The following is a 17,080-nucleotide window of genomic DNA, read 5'->3' as shown; positions in this document are numbered from 1 at the left end:
ATGCGAACAACATAACGACAACATAATTGGAGCGCGATGTGAAGGAGCACTTTGCAACTCACATCGTTGCTCACATAATTTGAGCATTGGATTTTTCTATGTTGACCTGGGACGAAGAAGTCAAGCCCTCCTTGCCAAAGGATCTGCCACAAGGATTGCGGCACTCATCGAACAGCGGCGCGCAAGCCAGCCGCTCGGCGGAGCTTCCGACTTCGCAAATCGCTCCGGCCTTGCGCACCCTCGATGACGGCGCCGCGGTGCCGACACCCCGAGCTCTCGCACCTCAAGCACCCGCCGTACCTGCCGCACGCCGCGTCAAGGCCGCGGACAAGCGCATCATCAATGGCCAGACCGACGTCAACCAGCTGGTTCCGTTCAAGTACAAGTGGGCCTGGGAGAAGTACCTTGCCACCTGCGCCAATCACTGGATGCCGCAGGAAGTGAACATGACGCGCGACATCGCGCTCTGGAAAGACCCGAACGGCCTCACCGAGGACGAGCGCCGCATCGTCAAGCGCAATCTCGGCTTCTTCGTGACCGCCGATTCGCTGGCCGCCAACAACATCGTGCTGGGCACCTACCGCCACATCACGGCGCCGGAGTGCCGCCAGTTCCTGCTGCGTCAGGCTTTCGAAGAGGCGATCCACACCCACGCCTACCAGTACATCGTCGAATCGCTCGGCCTTGACGAGAGCGAGATCTTCAACGCCTACAACGAGGTGCCTTCGATCCGCGAGAAGGACCAGTTCCTGATCCCGTTCATCGAGGCCATCAGCGACCCGCACTTCCACACCGGCACGCACGAAAGCGACCAAACGCTGCTCAAGTCGCTGATCGTCTTCGCCTGCCTGATGGAAGGCCTGTTCTTCTACGTCGGCTTCACGCAGATCCTTGCGCTCGGCCGCCAGAACAAGATGACCGGTGCCGCCGAGCAGTACCAGTACATCCTGCGCGATGAGTCGATGCACTGCAATTTCGGCATCGACCTGATCAACCAGTTGAAGCTCGAGAATCCGAACCTCTGGACCTCCGAGTTCAAGGCAGAGATCAAGGCGCTCTTCATGAAGGCCGTCGAGCTCGAATACAAATATGCCGAAGACACCATGCCGCGCGGCGTGCTCGGCATGAACGCCTCCATGTTCAAGGGCTACCTGCGCTACATCGCCAACCGGCGCGCGCAGCAGATCGGCCTTGAGACGCTCTTCCCGAACGAAGAAAACCCATTCCCCTGGATGAGCGAAATGATCGACCTGAAGAAGGAGCGCAACTTCTTCGAAACCCGTGTGATCGAGTATCAGTCGGGTGGTGCGCTCTCCTGGGATTGAATTTTTGCGACAAAACAATAAGGTGAATTCAGGAATTGCCCTTGCCGCCGATCGCACCGAAGAGTGCGGCGCCGACGAAGGCTCAGGTGTTCATGGTGCTGGATCTTGATCCAACGCCATGAATCGCTTCACGCTGACCAACATGCGTGGAGTGCTTCAAAAGGTTGATTTTTCAACTTGATCAGGAGAAATAGAAATGGCAACTGCAAAGAAAGCGCCGGCTAAGAAAGCCGCTGCAAAGAAGGCCCCGGCCAAGAAGGCACCAGCGAAGAAGGTAGCCGCCAAGAAGGCGCCGGCCAAGAAGGTCGCTGCGAAGAAGGCTCCGGCCAAGAAGGTAGCCGCCAAGAAGGCACCGGCGAAGAAGGCTGCTGCGAAGAAGGCTCCGGCCAAGAAGGCGCCGGCGAAGAAGGCCGCTGCCAAGAAGGCGCCGGCCAAGAAGGCTGCAGCCAAGAAGGCACCGGCGAAAAAGGCCGCTGCCAAGAAGGCCCCTGCGAAAAAGGCTGCAGCCAAAAAGCCTGCTGCCAAGAAAGCAGCGAAGAAGCCTGCTGCCAAGAAGGCCGCGAAAGCGCCCGCCAAGGCCGCCGTAGCGCCTGCTCCTGCGGCGCAAACGACGCTGAACCCACAGGCAGCATGGCCGTTTCCGACGGCCAGCAAGCCCTGAGTCTTTCAGCGGCCTTGAAGGCAAAAGCCCGGCACCTTGCGGTGTCGGGCTTTTTTATGCGGCTACTTCAAAGGCCGAGCGCTTTGAGATCGACTTGGTAGTTCTGAGGGCCTCGCTGCGCGATCTTGAGCGCACCGATGCGATTGCCCAGCGCTGCGCAGCGCGCAAGCGGCCAGTCCTGCTCGAGACCGAAGAGCAGCGCACCGCGCCAGGCATCACCGCAGCCGGTGGGCTCGACCACGGCGGCAGGCGTCACGCCGGGAACATGCTCGCGCTCGCCGTGGGTCCACACCTCGCAGCCTTCGGCCGCCAGGGTCACCACCAATCCGCGTACGCGCTTCGAGATGTCGGCAAGGCTCCACCCGGTGCGCTGCGACAGCATCTTTCCCTCGTAGTCGTTGACCACCACCCAGCTGGCCAGGTCGACGAAGTGCGCGAGCTCCTTGCCGTCGAACATCGGCAAGCCCTGGCCCGGATCGAACACGAAAGGAATGCCCGCCGCCTTGAACTGCTCCGCGTGCTGCAGCATCGCCTCGCGGCCGTCCGGCGCAACGATGCCGAGTCGAATGTCCTCGCGCGCGACCACACGCGTGATGTGCGCCTGCTGCATCGCGCCCGGATGGAATGCAGTGATCTGGTTGTTGTCGCGGTCGTTCATGATCATGGCCTGGGCGGTGAAGCTGTCGTCCACCTGCCGCACGAACTCGGTGCTGATGCCGAGCGCACGCAGGCGTTCCAGGTAATCGCCGCCGTCGCTTCCGACCGTCGCCATTGGCAATGCAGTGCCGCCGAGCGCGCGGAGGCTGTAGGCGATGTTGCCGGCGCAGCCGCCGAAGTCACGCCGCAGGCCGGGCACGAGGAAGGACACGTTGAGGATGTGCAACTGATCCGGAAGAATCTGGTCGGCAAACCGGCCTTCGAAGGTCATGATGGTGTCGAACGCGAGGGAACCGCAAATCACTGCTGCCATGGATACGCCATTGGTTGAAAAGAATGGAAAAGGAAGAAAGGAAGAATCGCCGGATATTCAAGGGTAGAACGCCTCGACGACAAAGCCCGCGACCGGCGGCAGCGCTGCCGCCTCGGCACCGACGAGCGTGATCGGCAGCGACGCTGCGCGCTCGCCGCGAGCCGAGAGCACGGCAGGCGCGCCGAATTCGGCAGGCATCAGAACTCGTCGCACGACCGTCCGATCCTGTGTGTCGCGCAAGGACAATTCCACCGCCGGCATCGCCAGCGGCACGCTCGCCCCATTGCGCAAGCTGAAGTCGAGCCGATAGGCATCGCCGTTTTTTGCGCGTGAGAAGGAGGCACCCTCGATCACGATGTCGTTCTTCCGGCGCAGCGCGGAAATCTCGCATCCGGTCAGACGGCACAGCGCCGTGAGCGCAGGACGCAAGGAAGGGCTCCGCGCCGCGATGGCATCGCGCCGCTCATGCACTGCCTGTGCAGCAAGCGCCAGCAAGCCAGCCAGGATGGCGATCGAATAGAGCGAGCGGTGCGCTGTCGGACGCCGCCAGAAGCCTGGCGCTGCATCTTCGGACTCCGAAGAAGGTGCAAATCCCCCGGCCGCACCACTCAACGGCCACTCCGGCTCGCTGGCCATCTGCATGATCGGCGCCGATTCGCGCGCCGCCACTTTCTCTTCGTGCGCCTTCGCTTTGGCGGCCTTCTCGCGCGCGCGCCGCAAGGCTTTCTGAAACTGGGCATTCCCCGAATCGCCCATGTCGGGGATCGGATCCCGTCCGACAGGACGGTTTGAAGGCAGCGTCAGATCGATCTTGGGAAATGGCGGATAGGAGGCCTTGGGCGGCATGGGCACTACAGGCGGCTCGACGACGGTCCAAGGCGCATCGGGAACGATGCCGATGAAGCGCAGCGGCGCCGACGACGCGGCGTCCTCGGGCGACCGCACAGCCGACGCGGGATCGGGATCCGGTCTCGATGCCGCCGCTGTGTCCGGCGCCGATGAGGGAAGCTGGATCTCTTCCTGCTCCTCTTCGAAAAAGTCTGCTTCCTCGAAATCCTGCACCGGCGATTCGCTCGTCGACGCGTTCTGCGTGCTTGCCGGCGCCGACGTTTCGGGCCCGGGTTCTATCGGAGGATCGGCATCGGATGCCGGGCCGGGGACATTTCCCACCGAAGGCGTCGCCGACACAGAGGGAGCGTCGGACTCCGGTACTTCCTGGAGATCGGCAGTCGCGTCGAACACTTCGCTGCAACGGCCGCAACGCACCCATCCGTCGGAAATACGAAGCTGGTCCCTCACCACCTTGAAAGTGGTGGCACAGGCAGGACAGCGGGTGACCAGGCTCATGAGATGCCGATTGTAGGAGCGACCTCCGGCGGCAACGGCCGCTCAGAGGCGTGCCGTCATCAGAATCCAGCCATCCTCGTTGTCGCTCACTTCCAGGGCCGCATGAGGTGCGTAGGCGAGCGTCAATTCATCGGCCTGCCGTTCGAGGATGCCGGCCAGCACCAGCGCGCCGCCCGGCGCCACGTGCTCACAGAGCAAGGGAGCAAGCACCTTGAGCGGCGTGGCGAGGATGTTCGCGAGCACGATGCCGTAGCGCCCCTGCGCGGTTTCCGGCAACCCCGCGTTCAGATACACGCCATTCGCTTCGGCATTGAGTCGCGTCGACGCCACCGCGGCTTCGTCGATGTCGATCGCATCGATCTCCGGTGCACCGAATTTCGCGGCGCCGATCGCGAGAATGCCGGAGCCGCAACCGTAGTCCAGCACGCGCCGGCCATCCAACTGGCCCTGCGACGCGATCCAGCGCAGGCACATGCGTGTCGTCGGGTGCGTGCCGGTGCCGAAGGCAAGGCCCGGATCGAGCCGAATCACCTGACGCGCCTGCGGCGGCGGCTCATGCCAACTCGGCACGATCCAGAACTCGGGCGTGACCTCGACCGGAGAGAACTGCGACTGCGTCAACCGCACCCAGTCCTGATCGGGCACGTCGGCCAAGCCGAGCATTCTGCAATCGGCAAAGAAGTCCTGCGCGACCAGCACAGCAGCCGCTTCTCTTGCCAGGCGCTCCTCGGCGAACAGCGCGATCACCCGGGAGCGCTGCCACCCCTCCTTGGGCGGTGGCATGCCCGGCTCGCCGAACAAGGCCTGCTCCGCATCGGTCTGCGCATCCGCATCCTCGACGGAAACGCTCAGCGCATCGAGCGCCTCGAGGGCATCGCTGACAGTCTCGACCCGGTCTTCCGGCGCGAGGAGGCGGAGTTCGAACAAGGCCGACTCCGTTCAGCGCTTGTGCGCCGCGAGCCACTCTTCGAGATAGTGGATGTTGGTGCCGCCGCTCATGAACTTGGCGTCGACCATCAGTTCGCGATGCAGTGGAATGTTGGTCTGGATGCCTTCGATCACCGTTTCGTTCAGTGCCGTGCGCATGCGCGCGAGGGCCTGATCGCGCGTGTCGCCATGCACGATGATCTTGCCGATCATCGAATCGTAGTTCGGGGGCACGAAGTAGTTGGTGTAGACATGCGAATCCACACGAACCCCGGGGCCGCCCGGCGGATGCCACATCGTGATGCGACCCGGCGACGGCGTGAAGTTGTACGGATCCTCGGCGTTGATCCGGCATTCGATCGCATGGCCGCGCATCTCGATCTGGCGCTGCGTGAAGGGCAGCTTCTCGCCTGCCGCCACCATGATCTGCATCTTGACGATGTCGATGCCCGTGGTGAACTCGGTGACCGGATGCTCCACCTGGACACGGGTGTTCATCTCGATGAAATAGAACTCGCCGTTTTCGTAGAGGAACTCGAAGGTGCCGGCGCCGCGGTAGCCGATCTTCTTGCAAGCGGCGGCACAGCGGTCGCCGATCTTCTCGATCAGCTTGCGCGGAATGCCGGGCGCGGGCGATTCCTCGATCACCTTCTGGTGGCGCCGCTGCATGGAGCAATCGCGCTCGCCAAGATAGACGGCATTCTTGTGCTTGTCCGCGAGGATCTGGATCTCGATGTGGCGCGGGTTCTGGAGGAACTTCTCCATGTAGACGGCCGGATTGTTGAACGCCGCGCCGGCTTCCGCCTTGGTCATCTGGATGGCATTGACCAATGCTGCCTCCGTGTGCACCACACGCATGCCGCGTCCGCCACCGCCGCCCGCCGCCTTGACGATGATCGGATAGCCGATCGCACGCGCAATGCGCTTGTTGGTGGCCGCATCGTCCGACAGTTCACCCTCGGACCCGGGCACGCAGGGCACGCCAGCCTTGATCATCGTCTGCTTGGCCGACACCTTGTCGCCCATGATGCGGATCGATTCCGGGGTCGGGCCGATGAACTGGAATCCGCTTTGCTCGACGCGCTCGGCGAAATTGGCGTTCTCGCTCAGGAAGCCGTAACCCGGGTGAATCGCCTCGGAGTCCGTCACCTCGGCGGCCGAGATGATGGCCGGCATGTTCAGATAGCTCTGCGAGGAAGGCGCGGGACCGATGCACACCGCTTCCTGCGCGAGCTTCACGTACTTGGCCTCGCGGTCGGCCTCGGAATACACCATGACCGCCTTGATGCCGAGTTCGCTGCAGGCGCGCTGGATGCGCAGCGCGATCTCGCCGCGATTGGCGACCAGAATCTTCTTGAACATGGTCACTCGATGATGAACAGCGGCTGGCCGTATTCGACCGCCTGGCCGTTCTCGCCGAGGATCTGGGTCACGGTCCCGGATTTGTCCGCCTCGATTTCATTGAGGATCTTCATCGCTTCGATGATGCAGACTGTGTCGCCCTCCTTGACCTGGCTGCCGATCTCGACGAAGGCCGGTGCACCCGGGCTCGAAGATCGATAGAAGGTCCCCACCATCGGCGACTTGATGGCATGACCGGCCGGCACTGCGGCCTCCGCAGGCGCGCCAGCGGGTGCGGCGGCGATGGCGCCAGATACGGCAGTTGCACCGGCCGGGGCTGGTGCAGCGAGCGTCTGAACATATTGAACGGGGGCAGCCACGCCGCCCTTGACGATACGGACCTTGCCTTCGGTTTCGGTGATTTCCAGTTCGGAAATATTCGATTCGGACACCAGATCGATGAGTGTCTTCAGTTTGCGTAGATCCATGGGACTCCAGCGCCGGCTTTGCCGGTTATTAGAACTTAAATCGCCTGAAAATCGGCTTATTTCGGCGTTTCAGCGCCAACTGCCGGATTCGTGGGCCCGGATTCTAGCTCTGAACTAGACGCGGTGCCATGCCTGGAAGTCGCTCGGCTCAAGCTTTCCCATTTTACGCGCCGAGACGGAGCCATCGGCCGCCACCACGAACGAGAAGGGCAATCCCCCGGCGCTGTTGCCCAATTGCTTGACCAGTTCCGTGCCATCCAGACCCGCCAGACCGATGGGATAGGTGACCGGCGTCTTGACCAGGAACTTGCGCACAGCGCTCGGTTGATCGATTGCCAATCCGATCACTTGCCATCCGTTGGCACTATTTTCGCGGAAGAAGGCGTCGATCATTGGCATTTCCTCCACACAAGGAGGACACCAGGTCGCCCAGAAGTTGACCAGCAAGGGCTTGCCGCGGAGGTTTGCGAGCAGCAATTCGCCGCCCTCCGGACGATCGAAGCGGCGGGACCAGAAGTCCGCGCCGAGCTTCTCGCCACCGCTGGCGCCAGCGTCGTGGCGCCAGAGCGCGCCGCCCAGGCCAGCCGCAGCCGCAATGGCCGCGACGCCGCCATAAATCAGGCCTCGGCGCGTTGGCGAAGAAGTCATTCCGTATCCTTTTCTATCAGCCGTCGCAGCGCGGCCAGATTTCCGCGGGGCACGCGGCCTTGTGCATCGGGCTTGAGCGCACCGCGCAGGTCGTCGAGGTCGTACACGAGCAAGTGAACGCCGATCTCCTCGCCCAGCGTACGACTTGCGGCATGGACGCTGAGCGCCTCGACCTGCTCGCCATGGAAGCCGGTGACCATGCGCGGCTCGTAGTCGACATGGTGATCGATCAGCGCGATCTCCGCCGATTTCGAATCGTCGCAAAAGAGCTGGATGTAGATGTCCGACAGCCGCGTGGCCGTGCCGTGCCACACGGCGCCGCCAACGTGAGGCCGGAACTGCGCCATCCGCTCCATCCATTCGAGCGCAAGCAGCCGCAACGCATGCAGCTCCTTGGGTTGCGTGTCGGCGCAGTACAGCTGGATGTAATCCCGGACCTCGGCCTCGACCTCGTCATTGTTGGGCAGCGCGGTGCGCGCGGGCAAACCCAGATCGCGCAGTGCACGGCGTTTCGCCGGGCCGTACTCCAGCCCTTCCTCGACGACGAGGCGGGCCGCGGCAGCGGCAATTTCCTGCTTGGACATGTCCATCCGGCCATTTTGCCCGCAGTACGGCGGTCACAGAAGGCCGCGCGAATGCATCCCTAGAATCGCCCAATGCATATTCACATTCTCGGCATCTGCGGCACTTTCATGGGCGGCGTCGCCGCCCTGGCGCGCGAAGCCGGCCATCGGGTGACAGGCTGCGATGCCGGCGTCTATCCGCCGATGAGCGACCAGTTGCGAGCCCTCGGCATCGAGCTCATCGAAGGCTTTGGCGAAGACCAACTGGCCCTGCGGCCGGATGTCTTCGTCGTCGGCAACGTGGTGTCGCGGATTAGGCTGGGTGATGGTTCGCCCAAGTTTCCGCTCATGGAAGCCGTTCTCGATGCCGGCGCTCACTACACCAGTGGGCCCCAATGGCTGGCCGAACACGTCTTGCAAGGGCGCCACGTGATGGCGGTCGCCGGCACGCACGGCAAGACGACCACGACCTCCATGCTGGCCTGGATTCTCGAGCAGGCAGGACTGGCACCGGGCTTTCTGGTGGGTGGGGTGCCGCTCGACTTCGGCATCTCCGCCCGGCTCGGGCGAAGCGCCGAATCCCCTTTCGTGATCGAGGCCGACGAGTACGACACGGCGTTCTTCGACAAGCGCAGCAAGTTCGTCCACTACCGCCCGCGGACCGCGATCCTGAACAACCTGGAATTCGATCACGCGGACATCTTCGACGACCTCGCGGCGATCGAAAGGCAATTCCATCATCTCGTGCGCACGGTACCCCGCCGAGGCCGCGTCGTCGTCAACGCCACCGAGGAAAGCCTGCAACGCGTGCTGGCACAAGGCTGTTGGAGCGAAGTCGCCCGCTTCGGAGCCGGCGGCGAATGGCGGGCCGACGGATCGCATGACGCCTTCGACGTGCTGCGCGCTGGCGTCCGGGTCGGGCGTGTCGAATGGCCGTTGTCGGGCCTGCACAACCAGATGAACGGGCTCGCGGCGATCGCCGCGGCGGATCACGTCGGCGTCGACCCAGCCGCAGCGGCGGCCGCGCTCGGCAGTTTCCGCAATGTGCGCCGGCGCATGGAGCTGCGCGGATCGGTGGAGCGCAGCGAGGGAACCATCGCCGTCTACGACGATTTCGCGCATCACCCAACGGCGATCCGCACCACGCTCGACGGCCTGCGCCAGAAGCTCGATGCGAGCGGCAGGCAAGGCGAACGCATCCTGGCGGCGTTCGAACCGCGCAGCAACACCATGAAGCTCGGCACCATGGCGGCACAACTGCCCTGGAGCCTGGAGGCGGCCGATCTCGCCTTCTGTCACAGCGGCGGATTGGACTGGGACGCCGCCGCCGCCCTCGCCCCCCTGGGTTCGCGGGCGCAGGTGGCCGGAGCGATCGAGCCGCTGGTGGCCGGGATCGTCGCCGCCGCGCGTCCCGGCGATCACATCGTCTGCATGAGCAACGGGGGCTTCGGCGGCGTGCACGACAAGCTGCTTTCCGCGTTGCGCGCGGCAAAATAGATCCCATGCGCGCCCGGCAGCTCATCGAGACCCTCCAGTTGCAGCCCCATCCCGAGGGCGGCTGGTTTCGCGAGGTGTTCCGCTCGACGGCCCAGGTCGTGCCCGCCGACGGCCGCCCCGCGCGCCAGGCGCTCACGACCATCTACTTCCTGCTCGAAGCCCACCAGCACTCCCGCTGGCACACCGTGCGATCCGACGAAGTGTGGATTCATCTGGAAGGCGTGCCGCTGGCACTCTGGACCTGCGACGCGGCGCTTCGCACGGCACCAGCCCATGTGCGGCTCGGCCCGGTCGACGTTCATGGCACACGGCCTCAGCACACCGTACCGGCCGGCCAATGGCAAGCGGCCCGGCCCATCGCGACGAAGCCCTCTGACGACTACACGCTGGTCGGTTGCACCGTGGGGCCAGGCTTCGACTTCACCGACTTTTCATTCATGCGCCCGGACAGCGACGAAGCGGCCTTGCTGCGCCATCACTGGCCGGACTTGGCCGCGCTGATCTGACTGAAATTCAAGCGCCGCGAGTCGGCCGCCGCCGGGCCGCCCCAAGGCGGCCGAGCCACCCCCTCGGGGGTGGCGAATTACAAGCAGCGAAGCGAAGTGAAGTGAAAAGCCGGGGGCTCACAGCGACCCGCGCCGCTGCTTGACGGCCTGCGACAGCGCTTCCAGCACCTGCACCGAATCGTCCCAGCCCAGGCAGGCGTCGGTGATGCTCTTGCCGTATTCGAGGCTGTCGACCCGGTCCTTGCCCGGCGTGAACTTCTGCGCGCCGGCATGCAGATGGCTCTCGACCATCAAGCCGAACACGCTCCGGCTGCCACCCGCGACCTGGGCCGCAATGTCCTTCGCGACGTCGACCTGCTTCTGATGCTGCTTGCTGCTGTTGGCATGGCTGCAATCGACCATCAGCGTGGCGGGCAGCTTGGCGGCCTCGAGATCCTTGCAGGCCGCCGCTACGCTCTGCGCGTCGTAGTTGGGCGCCTTGCCGCCGCGCAGGATCACATGGCAGTCCTTGTTGCCGTTGGTCTGCACGATCGCGACCTGGCCGTTCTTGTGGACGGAAAGAAAATGATGGCCGCGCGCCGCGGCCTGGATCGCGTCGGTCGCGATACGGATGTTGCCGTCGGTGCCGTTCTTGAAGCCGATCGGCGCCGACAGCCCCGAGGCCAGCTCGCGGTGCACCTGGCTCTCGGTCGTGCGCGCACCGATCGCGCCCCAGGCGATCAGGTCGCCGATGTATTGGGGCGAGATCACGTCGAGGAACTCGCTGCCGGCCGGCAGCCCCAGGCGATTGATGTCGATCAGCAACTGGCGCGCGATCCGCAGGCCCTCGTCGATCCGGAAGGTCTGGTCGAGGTACGGATCGTTGATGAGCCCCTTCCAGCCCACGGTGGTGCGCGGCTTCTCGAAGTACACGCGCATCACGATCTCGAGCGTGTCTGCGTACTTCTGGCGTTCCGCCTTCAGGCGCCGGGCGTACTCGAGCGCAGCGGCGGGGTCGTGGATCGAGCATGGCCCCATGATCACCAGCAGCCGGTCATCCTTGCCGGCCATGATGTTGTGGATGGCACGGCGCGTGCCGCTGATCAGGGATTCGATGCCCGTCCCACGGATCGGGAAGAAGCGGATCAGGTGTTCAGGAGGAGGCAGCACGGTGATGTCCTTGATGCGTTCGTCGTCGGTCTGGCTGGTTTTCTCGACGTTCGCGTACCAGGCGTCGCTGGACGGGGCGGCTTTCGTGCTCATGCTGTCGTTCCTTCTTTCGGGGGGTCTTGAAATTCGTTCGGCCAAAGAAAAACCGCCGGGCTTTTGGCACCGGCGGTTCTGAGAGGGGTTCTGCTGTCTGCTTGCTCTACGCACGCGCCTCTCGTCCGCCGGAAACCGGGAACCAAAAGTAGGCAAAGAAATAAGCGCGAAGAGCGGACATGGGTGCGGAGTATAGCCTCAAGCCGTGCCGCCTACGGTCAATCCGTCGATTCGCAGCGTCGGCTGGCCGACACCGACCGGCACGCTCTGGCCTTCCTTGCCGCAGGTGCCGACGCCCGAATCGAGCGCCATGTCGTTGCCGATCATCGTGACGCGGGTCAGCGCATCCGGACCGTTGCCGACCAGGGTCGCGCCCTTGACCGGATATTGGATCTTCCCGTTCTCGACCCAGTAGGCTTCGCTGGCCGAGAACACGAACTTGCCGCTCGTGATGTCGACCTGGCCGCCGCCGAAATTGGTGGCATAGAGGCCCTTCTTGATGCTGGCCACGATTTCCGCCGGCACCCGGTCGCCGCCCAGCATGTAGGTGTTGGTCATGCGCGGCATTGGCACGTGCGCATAGCTCTCGCGCCGGCCGTTGCCGGTCGGCTTGGACTTCATCAGCCGTGCATTGAGCGAGTCCTGGATGTAGCCCTTCAGGATGCCGTCCTCGATCAGCACGTTGCGTTGCGTCGCGTTGCCTTCGTCGTCGACGTTGAGTGAACCGCGGCGATCGGCGATCGTGCCGTCGTCCAATACCGTCACGCCCTTGGCCGCGACGCGTTGCCCGATGCGGCCCGAGAACGCACTCGAACCCTTGCGGTTGAAGTCGCCTTCCAGGCCATGGCCGATGGCCTCGTGCAGCAGGATGCCGGGCCAGCCCGGGCCGAGCACCACCGTCATCTCGCCGGCCGGCGCGGGCCGCGAATCGAGGTTGGTCAATGCCGACTTGACCGCCTGATCCACATACTCCGCGATGTGCGCGTCGTCGAAATAGGCCAGGCCGAAGCGGCCGCCGCCGCCGCCCGAACCCATTTCGCGGCGGCCGTTCTGCTCGGCGATCACCGTGACCGAGAGCCGCACAAGGGGCCGCACGTCGGCGGCCAGCGTGCCGTCGGCGCGCGCGACCAGCACCACGTCGTATTCGCTCGCGAGGCCGGCCATCACCTGCGCCACGCGCGGATCGCGCGAGCGGGCCAGCTTTTCGACCTTTCCGAGCAGCTCGACCTTGGCCGTGCTGTCGAGCGTGGAGATCGGATCGATGCCGTCGTAGAGCGAACGGCTGCTCGCTATCCTGCGCGCCGGCGTCTTCACGCGGGCCGTACGGCCCGCGGACGAAATGGCACGGACCGTGCGCGCCGCATCGAGCAGCGAGGCTTCGGAGATGTCGTCCGAATAGGCGAACGCCGTCTTCTCGCCGCTCACTGCGCGCACGCCCACGCCCTGGTCGATGCTGAAGCTGCCGGTCTTGACGATGCCCTCCTCCAGGCTCCAGCCCTCGCTGCGGGTGTACTGGAAGTAGAGGTCGGCATCGTCGACCTTGTGCGCCGTGATTTCGGCGAGTGCGCGCGACAGATGCGACTCGTCGAGACCGAAGGGCGTGAGCAGGAGTTGTTGCGCCGTGGCGAGGCGCTCGATGGTGGGTTCGCGACTGATCATGAAACCATTCTAGGGCGGCACCCCTGGCTGCGCCGGCCGCAGGGTCAGGTCTGAATGAGGCGCTTGGCGCGAGAGATGGACATGAGGATGCCCAGCCCCAGGCCCAGGGTCACCATCGCCGTACCGCCATAACTGATGAAAGGCAACGGCACACCCACCACCGGCAGGATGCCGCTCACCATCCCCATGTTCACGAAGGCATAGGTGAAGAAGATCATCGTCACCGCGCCGGCCAGCAGACGAGAGAACAGGGTCGGCGCATCCGATGCGATCGCCAGTCCGCGCAGGATCAGCAGGATAAAGGCGGCGATCAGCGCCAGGTTGCCCACCAGGCCGAACTCCTCTGCATAGGCCGCGAAGATGAAATCGGTGGTGCGTTCGGGGATGAATTCGAGGTGCGTCTGCGTGCCCTGCATGAAGCCCTTGCCGCCGACGCCGCCGGAGCCGATCGCGATCATCCCCTGGATGATGTGGAAGCCCTTGCCCAGCGGATCCTTGCTCGGGTCGAGCAGCGTGCAGACGCGCTGCTTCTGGTAGTCGTGCAGCACCTTCCAGTCGACGCCGTCGGCGCACAGCTGCGACTCGAAACCCACGATCAGCGAGATCGCGACCAGGCCGATCACCACCGGCGGCACGATCAGCTTCCACGACAGGCCGGCAAAGAAGATCACCGACATGCCGGCTGCGAGCACCAGCAGCGCCGTGCCGAGGTCGGGCTGCTTCATGATCAGGCCGATCGGCACCGCCAGCAGCACCGTGGCCACAACGAAGTCGAGCGGCCGCAATTGCCCCTCGCGGCGCTGGAACCACCAGGCCAGCATCAGCGGCATCGCGATCTTCAGGATCTCGCTCGGCTGGATCACGACACCGACGTTGATCCAGCGCCTGGCCCCCTTCTTGGTCAGGCCGAAGAGCGCCACCGCGATCAGCAGCGCCACGCCCAGCGTATAGAGCGGCACGGCGAACACCATGAGCCGCTGCGGCGGGATCTGCGCCACCACGAACATGATGAAGCCTGCGATCAGCATGTTGCGCCCATGGTCCACGAAGCGGCTGCCATGGTCGTAGCCCGACGAGTACATCGTCAGCATGCCGGCGCAGGCGAGCAGGAAGACTGCGAACGCGATGAAGCCGTCGAAACCCTGGAAGATGGGCAGCACGCGCCGCACGAGCGAGGGTTGATGGAGGACGGCCGACATGGACGCGAATTATCCGCGCCGGCGCGGCCCGTTCAATCGATATCGAGCCGAACGACCGTGCGGCCGGGTCGGCTTTCGACCGCCAGCCACGCCCCGATCGCGGCGGCGCGCTCGCAGATCGCGCGCGGCATGCTCGAGGCGTCGTAGCCGCGGCCGTTGTCGATCACGCACAGGCGCAGCGCCGGCCCTGCCATCGCCGCCTCGATGCGCAGCACCGTGGCCTGCGCGTGCTGCAGCACGTTGGAAATCGCCTCGAACAGCAGGAACTGCAGCTGCCGCATCGCCTGCGCGTCGAGGCGCTCGACCGGCGACAGCTCGTCCACGGCCCATTGCAGCTCGATGTTCGAGGCCGCAAAGCGCGACCCGAGCCGATAGCGCAGCGCGGCCAGCAGCGCACCGACGTCGCCGGGCGGCAGCTGGATCGAATCGATCGAGAGCTTCAGCTGGTCGAGCGAATCGCGCAGGGTGCGCAGCAATTCCTCGGGCTTCGCGTCGCCCGATTGCAGTTGGCGAATGGCCGCGCTGATGTGCGAGCCCACGCCGTCGTGCATGTCGCGCAGAATCCGCTGCCGCTCCAGCGCCGTGGCCTGTTCGCGCGCGGCCCGTTCGAGCCGCCCGTAGGTCGCGGCCAGTTCGCGCTCGCGATCCGCCACCTTGGCGGTGAGCGTGGCGAGCAGTTCGCGCGCCTGCTGGCTGGCGGTGCGAAAGCGCGTCACCACGATCGTGAGCAGCGCGATGCCGAAGAAGACCGAGGTGTAGCGCACCCAGGTGGTATCGCCGTAGGAATCGCTGACCCGGATCACCACCCAGTCGCGCAGCCCGATCAGCACGGTGAGCACGGCCACGCTGGACAGCAGCACCCGCGCGATGTTCGGCCGCAGCACCGTCGCCAGCACGAAACCGCCGATATAGACGGCGATGCCGGCGATCTCGAACCCGAGCCAGCCGGTCAGCCACTGGGGCTCGGCACGCGCGAGGGACAACCACGTCGAGGACACTGCGCCCACGAACATCACGGCCATGGCCCATCGCATCCATCGCACGCTGGCATGCCGATGCCAGCCGGCGACGTGGTGGCAGAACAGCACGGCCGACACCACCCAGCCCGAATAGCAGGCGGTCATCAACACGCCCCACGCCACCCAGGGCAGCGGCGGATTCGCGATCGCGCCGTCGGCCACGCGCAGCGCCCAGCAGAACTCCGCCAGCGCCGCCCAGAGGTACACGCCCTCGCGCCGCCGACCGTCGGCAGCGCTGGTGTCGAGCTGCGTGAGCCAGAGCGCGAAGGCCGTGACACTGACGACCAGGCTGAAGGCCGCCAGCAGCACCGATCCCGAGAAGCGCCACGCATACGCGCTCGCGAACAGATCGGCGCGCACCGTGCTCGCGGGCCCGAGCACAGGCGCCGACAGGCCCGCACGGCGGCCCGTGTCGGCGCGGATCCGGATCCGCAACAGGTTGTCGCCGGGCCGCAGCAGCCTGGCGGGCACGGCGATGAAGCGCGGGATCTTGGCGTAGTCGCCACCGTCGCTGTACGCCAGGCTGCCGTTGGCCTCCACCAGTTCCCCGTTGAGCTCGACCGAGAAGGAAGTGCCGACGCGCGCCAGGTAGATGCCCCACGGCACATCGGGCTGCCGCTCCAGCGAGAAGGGCAGATCGAAGCTCGCCACGCCGGGCTGAGCCGCCTGGTGCCGGTCCCAGTGATAGGGCAGATCGACCGCCTCGGTCTGCGTGCGGCCCGCGACCGTGGTGGTGACCGTCGCCGCGTTCAGCACTTGCAGGTCGGAGCCCGCCCACGCGCCTGCCAGCGCGCACCAGAGCAGCAGTGCCGTGCCCGCCCGGAAACCGCTGCGGAGCCAGGCCTGCATGACGTGCCTCAGCCCGGGTGGCGCAGCAGCCCCAGGCGCATCGCCTCGAACACCGCTTCGTTCTTGGAATGCACCGCCAGCTTGCCGTAGAGATTCTTGATGTGCGTCTGCACCGTGTGCACGCTCAGCGCGTGCAGCCGCGCGATTTCGGCATAGGAGAAACCGCGCGCGATCAGCGCCAGCACCTCCTGCTCGCGCTTGGACAGCAGCGGGCGCCCGGGCAGGATCGCGGCCGCCGCGTCAACGGCCTCGGGCGCCGGCGCGGCATCCGCCGGACGGTTCTCGTCCTGCAGGCTGCGGTACTTGGCCAGCACGCGGCGCGCGACCATCGGCGAGATCGGCGAACCACCCGCCTTCATGTCGAGAATGGTGCAGGCAATGCTTTCCGGCGCATCGTCCTTGTGGATGTAGCCGACCGCACCGGCCTCGATGCTGGCCAGCACGTTGTCCTCGTCGCCGAACACGGAGATCACCAGCGGCTCGCACTGCGGGTAGCGGGCCACGGCCTCCTGGATCACCCGCAGCCCGCTGCCATCCGGCAGGCCCAGATCGACCAGCAGCACGTCCGGTGCCGGGGCCAGGCCTTCCAGCAGCGACAGCGCGTCGTGCACCGTCCCCGCGCTGGCGAGCCATCGAAGTTTCGTGCAACGACCGATGCTCTCCTCGAAAAAGGCGCGGGTCGGCCCGTCGTCTTCGACGATCACCACGCCCCACGGCAGGGTCGCGCCGTCGTCGGGCATTTCGTTTTGTTGCATCACGATGAGCATAAAGCTCGTCGACGGGCGGAAACTCCGAAAAATTACCTGATTCATGGGATTCGGGCGCAACCCGGCCCCTCC

General features: G+C 65.2%; 16 protein-coding genes. 4 read left to right on the top strand and 12 right to left on the bottom strand.

Translation table 11 applies throughout. The annotated features are described in order from the left end of the window. The first annotated feature begins 98 nt into the window (after positions 1-98). Together WDLP6_RS04595 and WDLP6_RS04590 are read left to right on the top strand one after the other, a co-directional pair. Positions 99-1,325, top strand: coding sequence for a ribonucleotide-diphosphate reductase subunit beta (locus tag WDLP6_RS04595; RefSeq protein ID WP_162591393.1), 1,227 nt, complete (start codon positions 99-101; stop codon positions 1,323-1,325). Between the two features lie 196 nt (positions 1,326-1,521). Further along, entirely contained in the window at positions 1,522-1,986 is a 465-nt protein-coding gene (locus WDLP6_RS04590; RefSeq protein WP_162591392.1) for a histone H1-like DNA-binding protein, read from the top strand. Positions 1,987-2,053: 67 nt separating this feature from the next. Here WDLP6_RS04590 and WDLP6_RS04585 read toward each other — a convergent pair whose 3' ends face one another. The 7 genes from WDLP6_RS04585 to WDLP6_RS04555 form a co-directional block, all read right to left on the bottom strand. Beyond that, entirely contained in the window at positions 2,054-2,956 is a 903-nt protein-coding gene (locus WDLP6_RS04585) for a carbohydrate kinase family protein (RefSeq protein ID WP_162565991.1), read from the bottom strand. Positions 2,957-3,013: 57 nt separating this feature from the next. Beyond that, a complete protein-coding gene (locus tag WDLP6_RS04580) occupies positions 3,014-4,303 on the bottom strand; it encodes a zinc-ribbon and DUF3426 domain-containing protein (protein ID WP_162591391.1) in 1,290 nt (429 codons plus the stop codon). A 42-nt stretch (positions 4,304-4,345) separates the two neighbouring features. Then, a complete protein-coding gene (gene prmA, locus WDLP6_RS04575) occupies positions 4,346-5,230 on the bottom strand; it encodes a 50S ribosomal protein L11 methyltransferase (RefSeq protein ID WP_162591390.1) in 885 nt (294 codons plus the stop codon). Positions 5,231-5,242: 12 nt separating this feature from the next. Next, positions 5,243-6,592, bottom strand: a complete 1,350-nt coding sequence (accC, locus tag WDLP6_RS04570; RefSeq protein ID WP_162565988.1) for an acetyl-CoA carboxylase biotin carboxylase subunit — start codon at positions 6,590-6,592, stop codon at positions 5,243-5,245. A 2-nt stretch (positions 6,593-6,594) separates the two neighbouring features. After that, positions 6,595-7,059, bottom strand: a complete 465-nt coding sequence (gene accB, locus WDLP6_RS04565; protein WP_162565987.1) for an acetyl-CoA carboxylase biotin carboxyl carrier protein — start codon at positions 7,057-7,059, stop codon at positions 6,595-6,597. A gap of 114 nt (positions 7,060-7,173) precedes the next feature. Then, positions 7,174-7,707, bottom strand: coding sequence for a TlpA family protein disulfide reductase (locus WDLP6_RS04560; protein ID WP_162591389.1), 534 nt, complete (start codon positions 7,705-7,707; stop codon positions 7,174-7,176). Next, positions 7,704-8,297 (bottom strand): hypothetical protein, encoded by a 594-nt coding sequence (locus WDLP6_RS04555; protein ID WP_162591388.1) that lies wholly within the window; start codon positions 8,295-8,297, stop codon positions 7,704-7,706. Before WDLP6_RS04555 ends, WDLP6_RS04560 begins: the two co-directional genes overlap by 4 nt. 66 nt (positions 8,298-8,363) lie before the next feature. Between WDLP6_RS04555 and mpl the strand changes: the two genes are divergently transcribed. Both mpl and WDLP6_RS04545 read left to right on the top strand, forming a co-directional pair. Beyond that, a complete protein-coding gene (gene mpl / locus WDLP6_RS04550; RefSeq protein WP_162591387.1) occupies positions 8,364-9,767 on the top strand; it encodes a UDP-N-acetylmuramate:L-alanyl-gamma-D-glutamyl-meso-diaminopimelate ligase in 1,404 nt (467 codons plus the stop codon). Then, positions 9,764-10,273: a cupin domain-containing protein gene (locus WDLP6_RS04545; protein ID WP_162570339.1), complete on the top strand. Its 510-nt coding sequence runs from the start codon at positions 9,764-9,766 to the stop codon at positions 10,271-10,273. Before mpl ends, WDLP6_RS04545 begins: the two co-directional genes overlap by 4 nt. Positions 10,274-10,390: 117 nt before the next feature. Here WDLP6_RS04545 and WDLP6_RS04540 read toward each other — a convergent pair whose 3' ends face one another. From WDLP6_RS04540 to WDLP6_RS04520, 5 genes are all read right to left on the bottom strand, one after another. Beyond that, positions 10,391-11,515, bottom strand: coding sequence for a 3-deoxy-7-phosphoheptulonate synthase (locus WDLP6_RS04540; protein ID WP_162591386.1), 1,125 nt, complete (start codon positions 11,513-11,515; stop codon positions 10,391-10,393). A gap of 198 nt (positions 11,516-11,713) precedes the next feature. Beyond that, a complete protein-coding gene (gene tldD, locus WDLP6_RS04535) occupies positions 11,714-13,174 on the bottom strand; it encodes a metalloprotease TldD (RefSeq protein ID WP_162565982.1) in 1,461 nt (486 codons plus the stop codon). A gap of 44 nt (positions 13,175-13,218) precedes the next feature. Further along, complete coding sequence (gene rodA, locus WDLP6_RS04530) at positions 13,219-14,373, bottom strand: rod shape-determining protein RodA (protein ID WP_162565981.1); 1,155 nt, start codon at positions 14,371-14,373, stop codon at positions 13,219-13,221. A gap of 32 nt (positions 14,374-14,405) precedes the next feature. Further along, positions 14,406-16,241: a sensor histidine kinase gene (locus WDLP6_RS04525; protein WP_162591385.1), complete on the bottom strand. Its 1,836-nt coding sequence runs from the start codon at positions 16,239-16,241 to the stop codon at positions 14,406-14,408. A gap of 8 nt (positions 16,242-16,249) precedes the next feature. Beyond that, positions 16,250-16,996 carry a response regulator transcription factor gene (locus tag WDLP6_RS04520; protein WP_162565979.1) on the bottom strand — a complete coding sequence of 249 codons (747 nt, stop codon included), beginning with the start codon at positions 16,994-16,996 and terminating at the stop codon, positions 16,250-16,252. Positions 16,997-17,080: the final 84 nt, after the last annotated feature.

It is taken from the genome of Variovorax sp. PBL-E5, assembly GCF_901827185.1.
In the GTDB taxonomy this organism is placed as follows: domain Bacteria; phylum Pseudomonadota; class Gammaproteobacteria; order Burkholderiales; family Burkholderiaceae_C; genus Variovorax.
This window is presented reverse-complemented; position numbering and strand designations above follow the sequence as displayed.

Bases quoted from the DNA above. Each gene is read 5' to 3' on its own strand.
- accB (WP_162565987.1), bottom strand. From the start codon at position 7,059: ATGGATCTACGCAAACTGAAGACACTCATCGATCTGGTGTCCGAATCG.
- WDLP6_RS04525 (WP_162591385.1), bottom strand. From the start codon at position 16,241: ATGCAGGCCTGGCTCCGCAGCGGTTTCCGGGCGGGCACGGCACTGCTG.
- tldD (WP_162565982.1), bottom strand. From the start codon at position 13,174: ATGATCAGTCGCGAACCCACCATCGAGCGCCTCGCCACGGCGCAACAA.
- WDLP6_RS04560 (WP_162591389.1), bottom strand. From the start codon at position 7,707: ATGACTTCTTCGCCAACGCGCCGAGGCCTGATTTATGGCGGCGTCGCG.
- accC (WP_162565988.1), bottom strand. From the start codon at position 6,592: ATGTTCAAGAAGATTCTGGTCGCCAATCGCGGCGAGATCGCGCTGCGC.
- WDLP6_RS04520 (WP_162565979.1), bottom strand. From the start codon at position 16,996: ATGCAACAAAACGAAATGCCCGACGACGGCGCGACCCTGCCGTGGGGC.
- WDLP6_RS04585 (WP_162565991.1), bottom strand. From the start codon at position 2,956: ATGGCAGCAGTGATTTGCGGTTCCCTCGCGTTCGACACCATCATGACC.
- mpl (WP_162591387.1), top strand. From the start codon at position 8,364: ATGCATATTCACATTCTCGGCATCTGCGGCACTTTCATGGGCGGCGTC.
- WDLP6_RS04590 (WP_162591392.1), top strand. From the start codon at position 1,522: ATGGCAACTGCAAAGAAAGCGCCGGCTAAGAAAGCCGCTGCAAAGAAG.
- WDLP6_RS04580 (WP_162591391.1), bottom strand. From the start codon at position 4,303: ATGAGCCTGGTCACCCGCTGTCCTGCCTGTGCCACCACTTTCAAGGTG.
- WDLP6_RS04540 (WP_162591386.1), bottom strand. From the start codon at position 11,515: ATGAGCACGAAAGCCGCCCCGTCCAGCGACGCCTGGTACGCGAACGTC.
- WDLP6_RS04595 (WP_162591393.1), top strand. From the start codon at position 99: ATGTTGACCTGGGACGAAGAAGTCAAGCCCTCCTTGCCAAAGGATCTG.
- rodA (WP_162565981.1), bottom strand. From the start codon at position 14,373: ATGTCGGCCGTCCTCCATCAACCCTCGCTCGTGCGGCGCGTGCTGCCC.
- WDLP6_RS04555 (WP_162591388.1), bottom strand. From the start codon at position 8,297: ATGGACATGTCCAAGCAGGAAATTGCCGCTGCCGCGGCCCGCCTCGTC.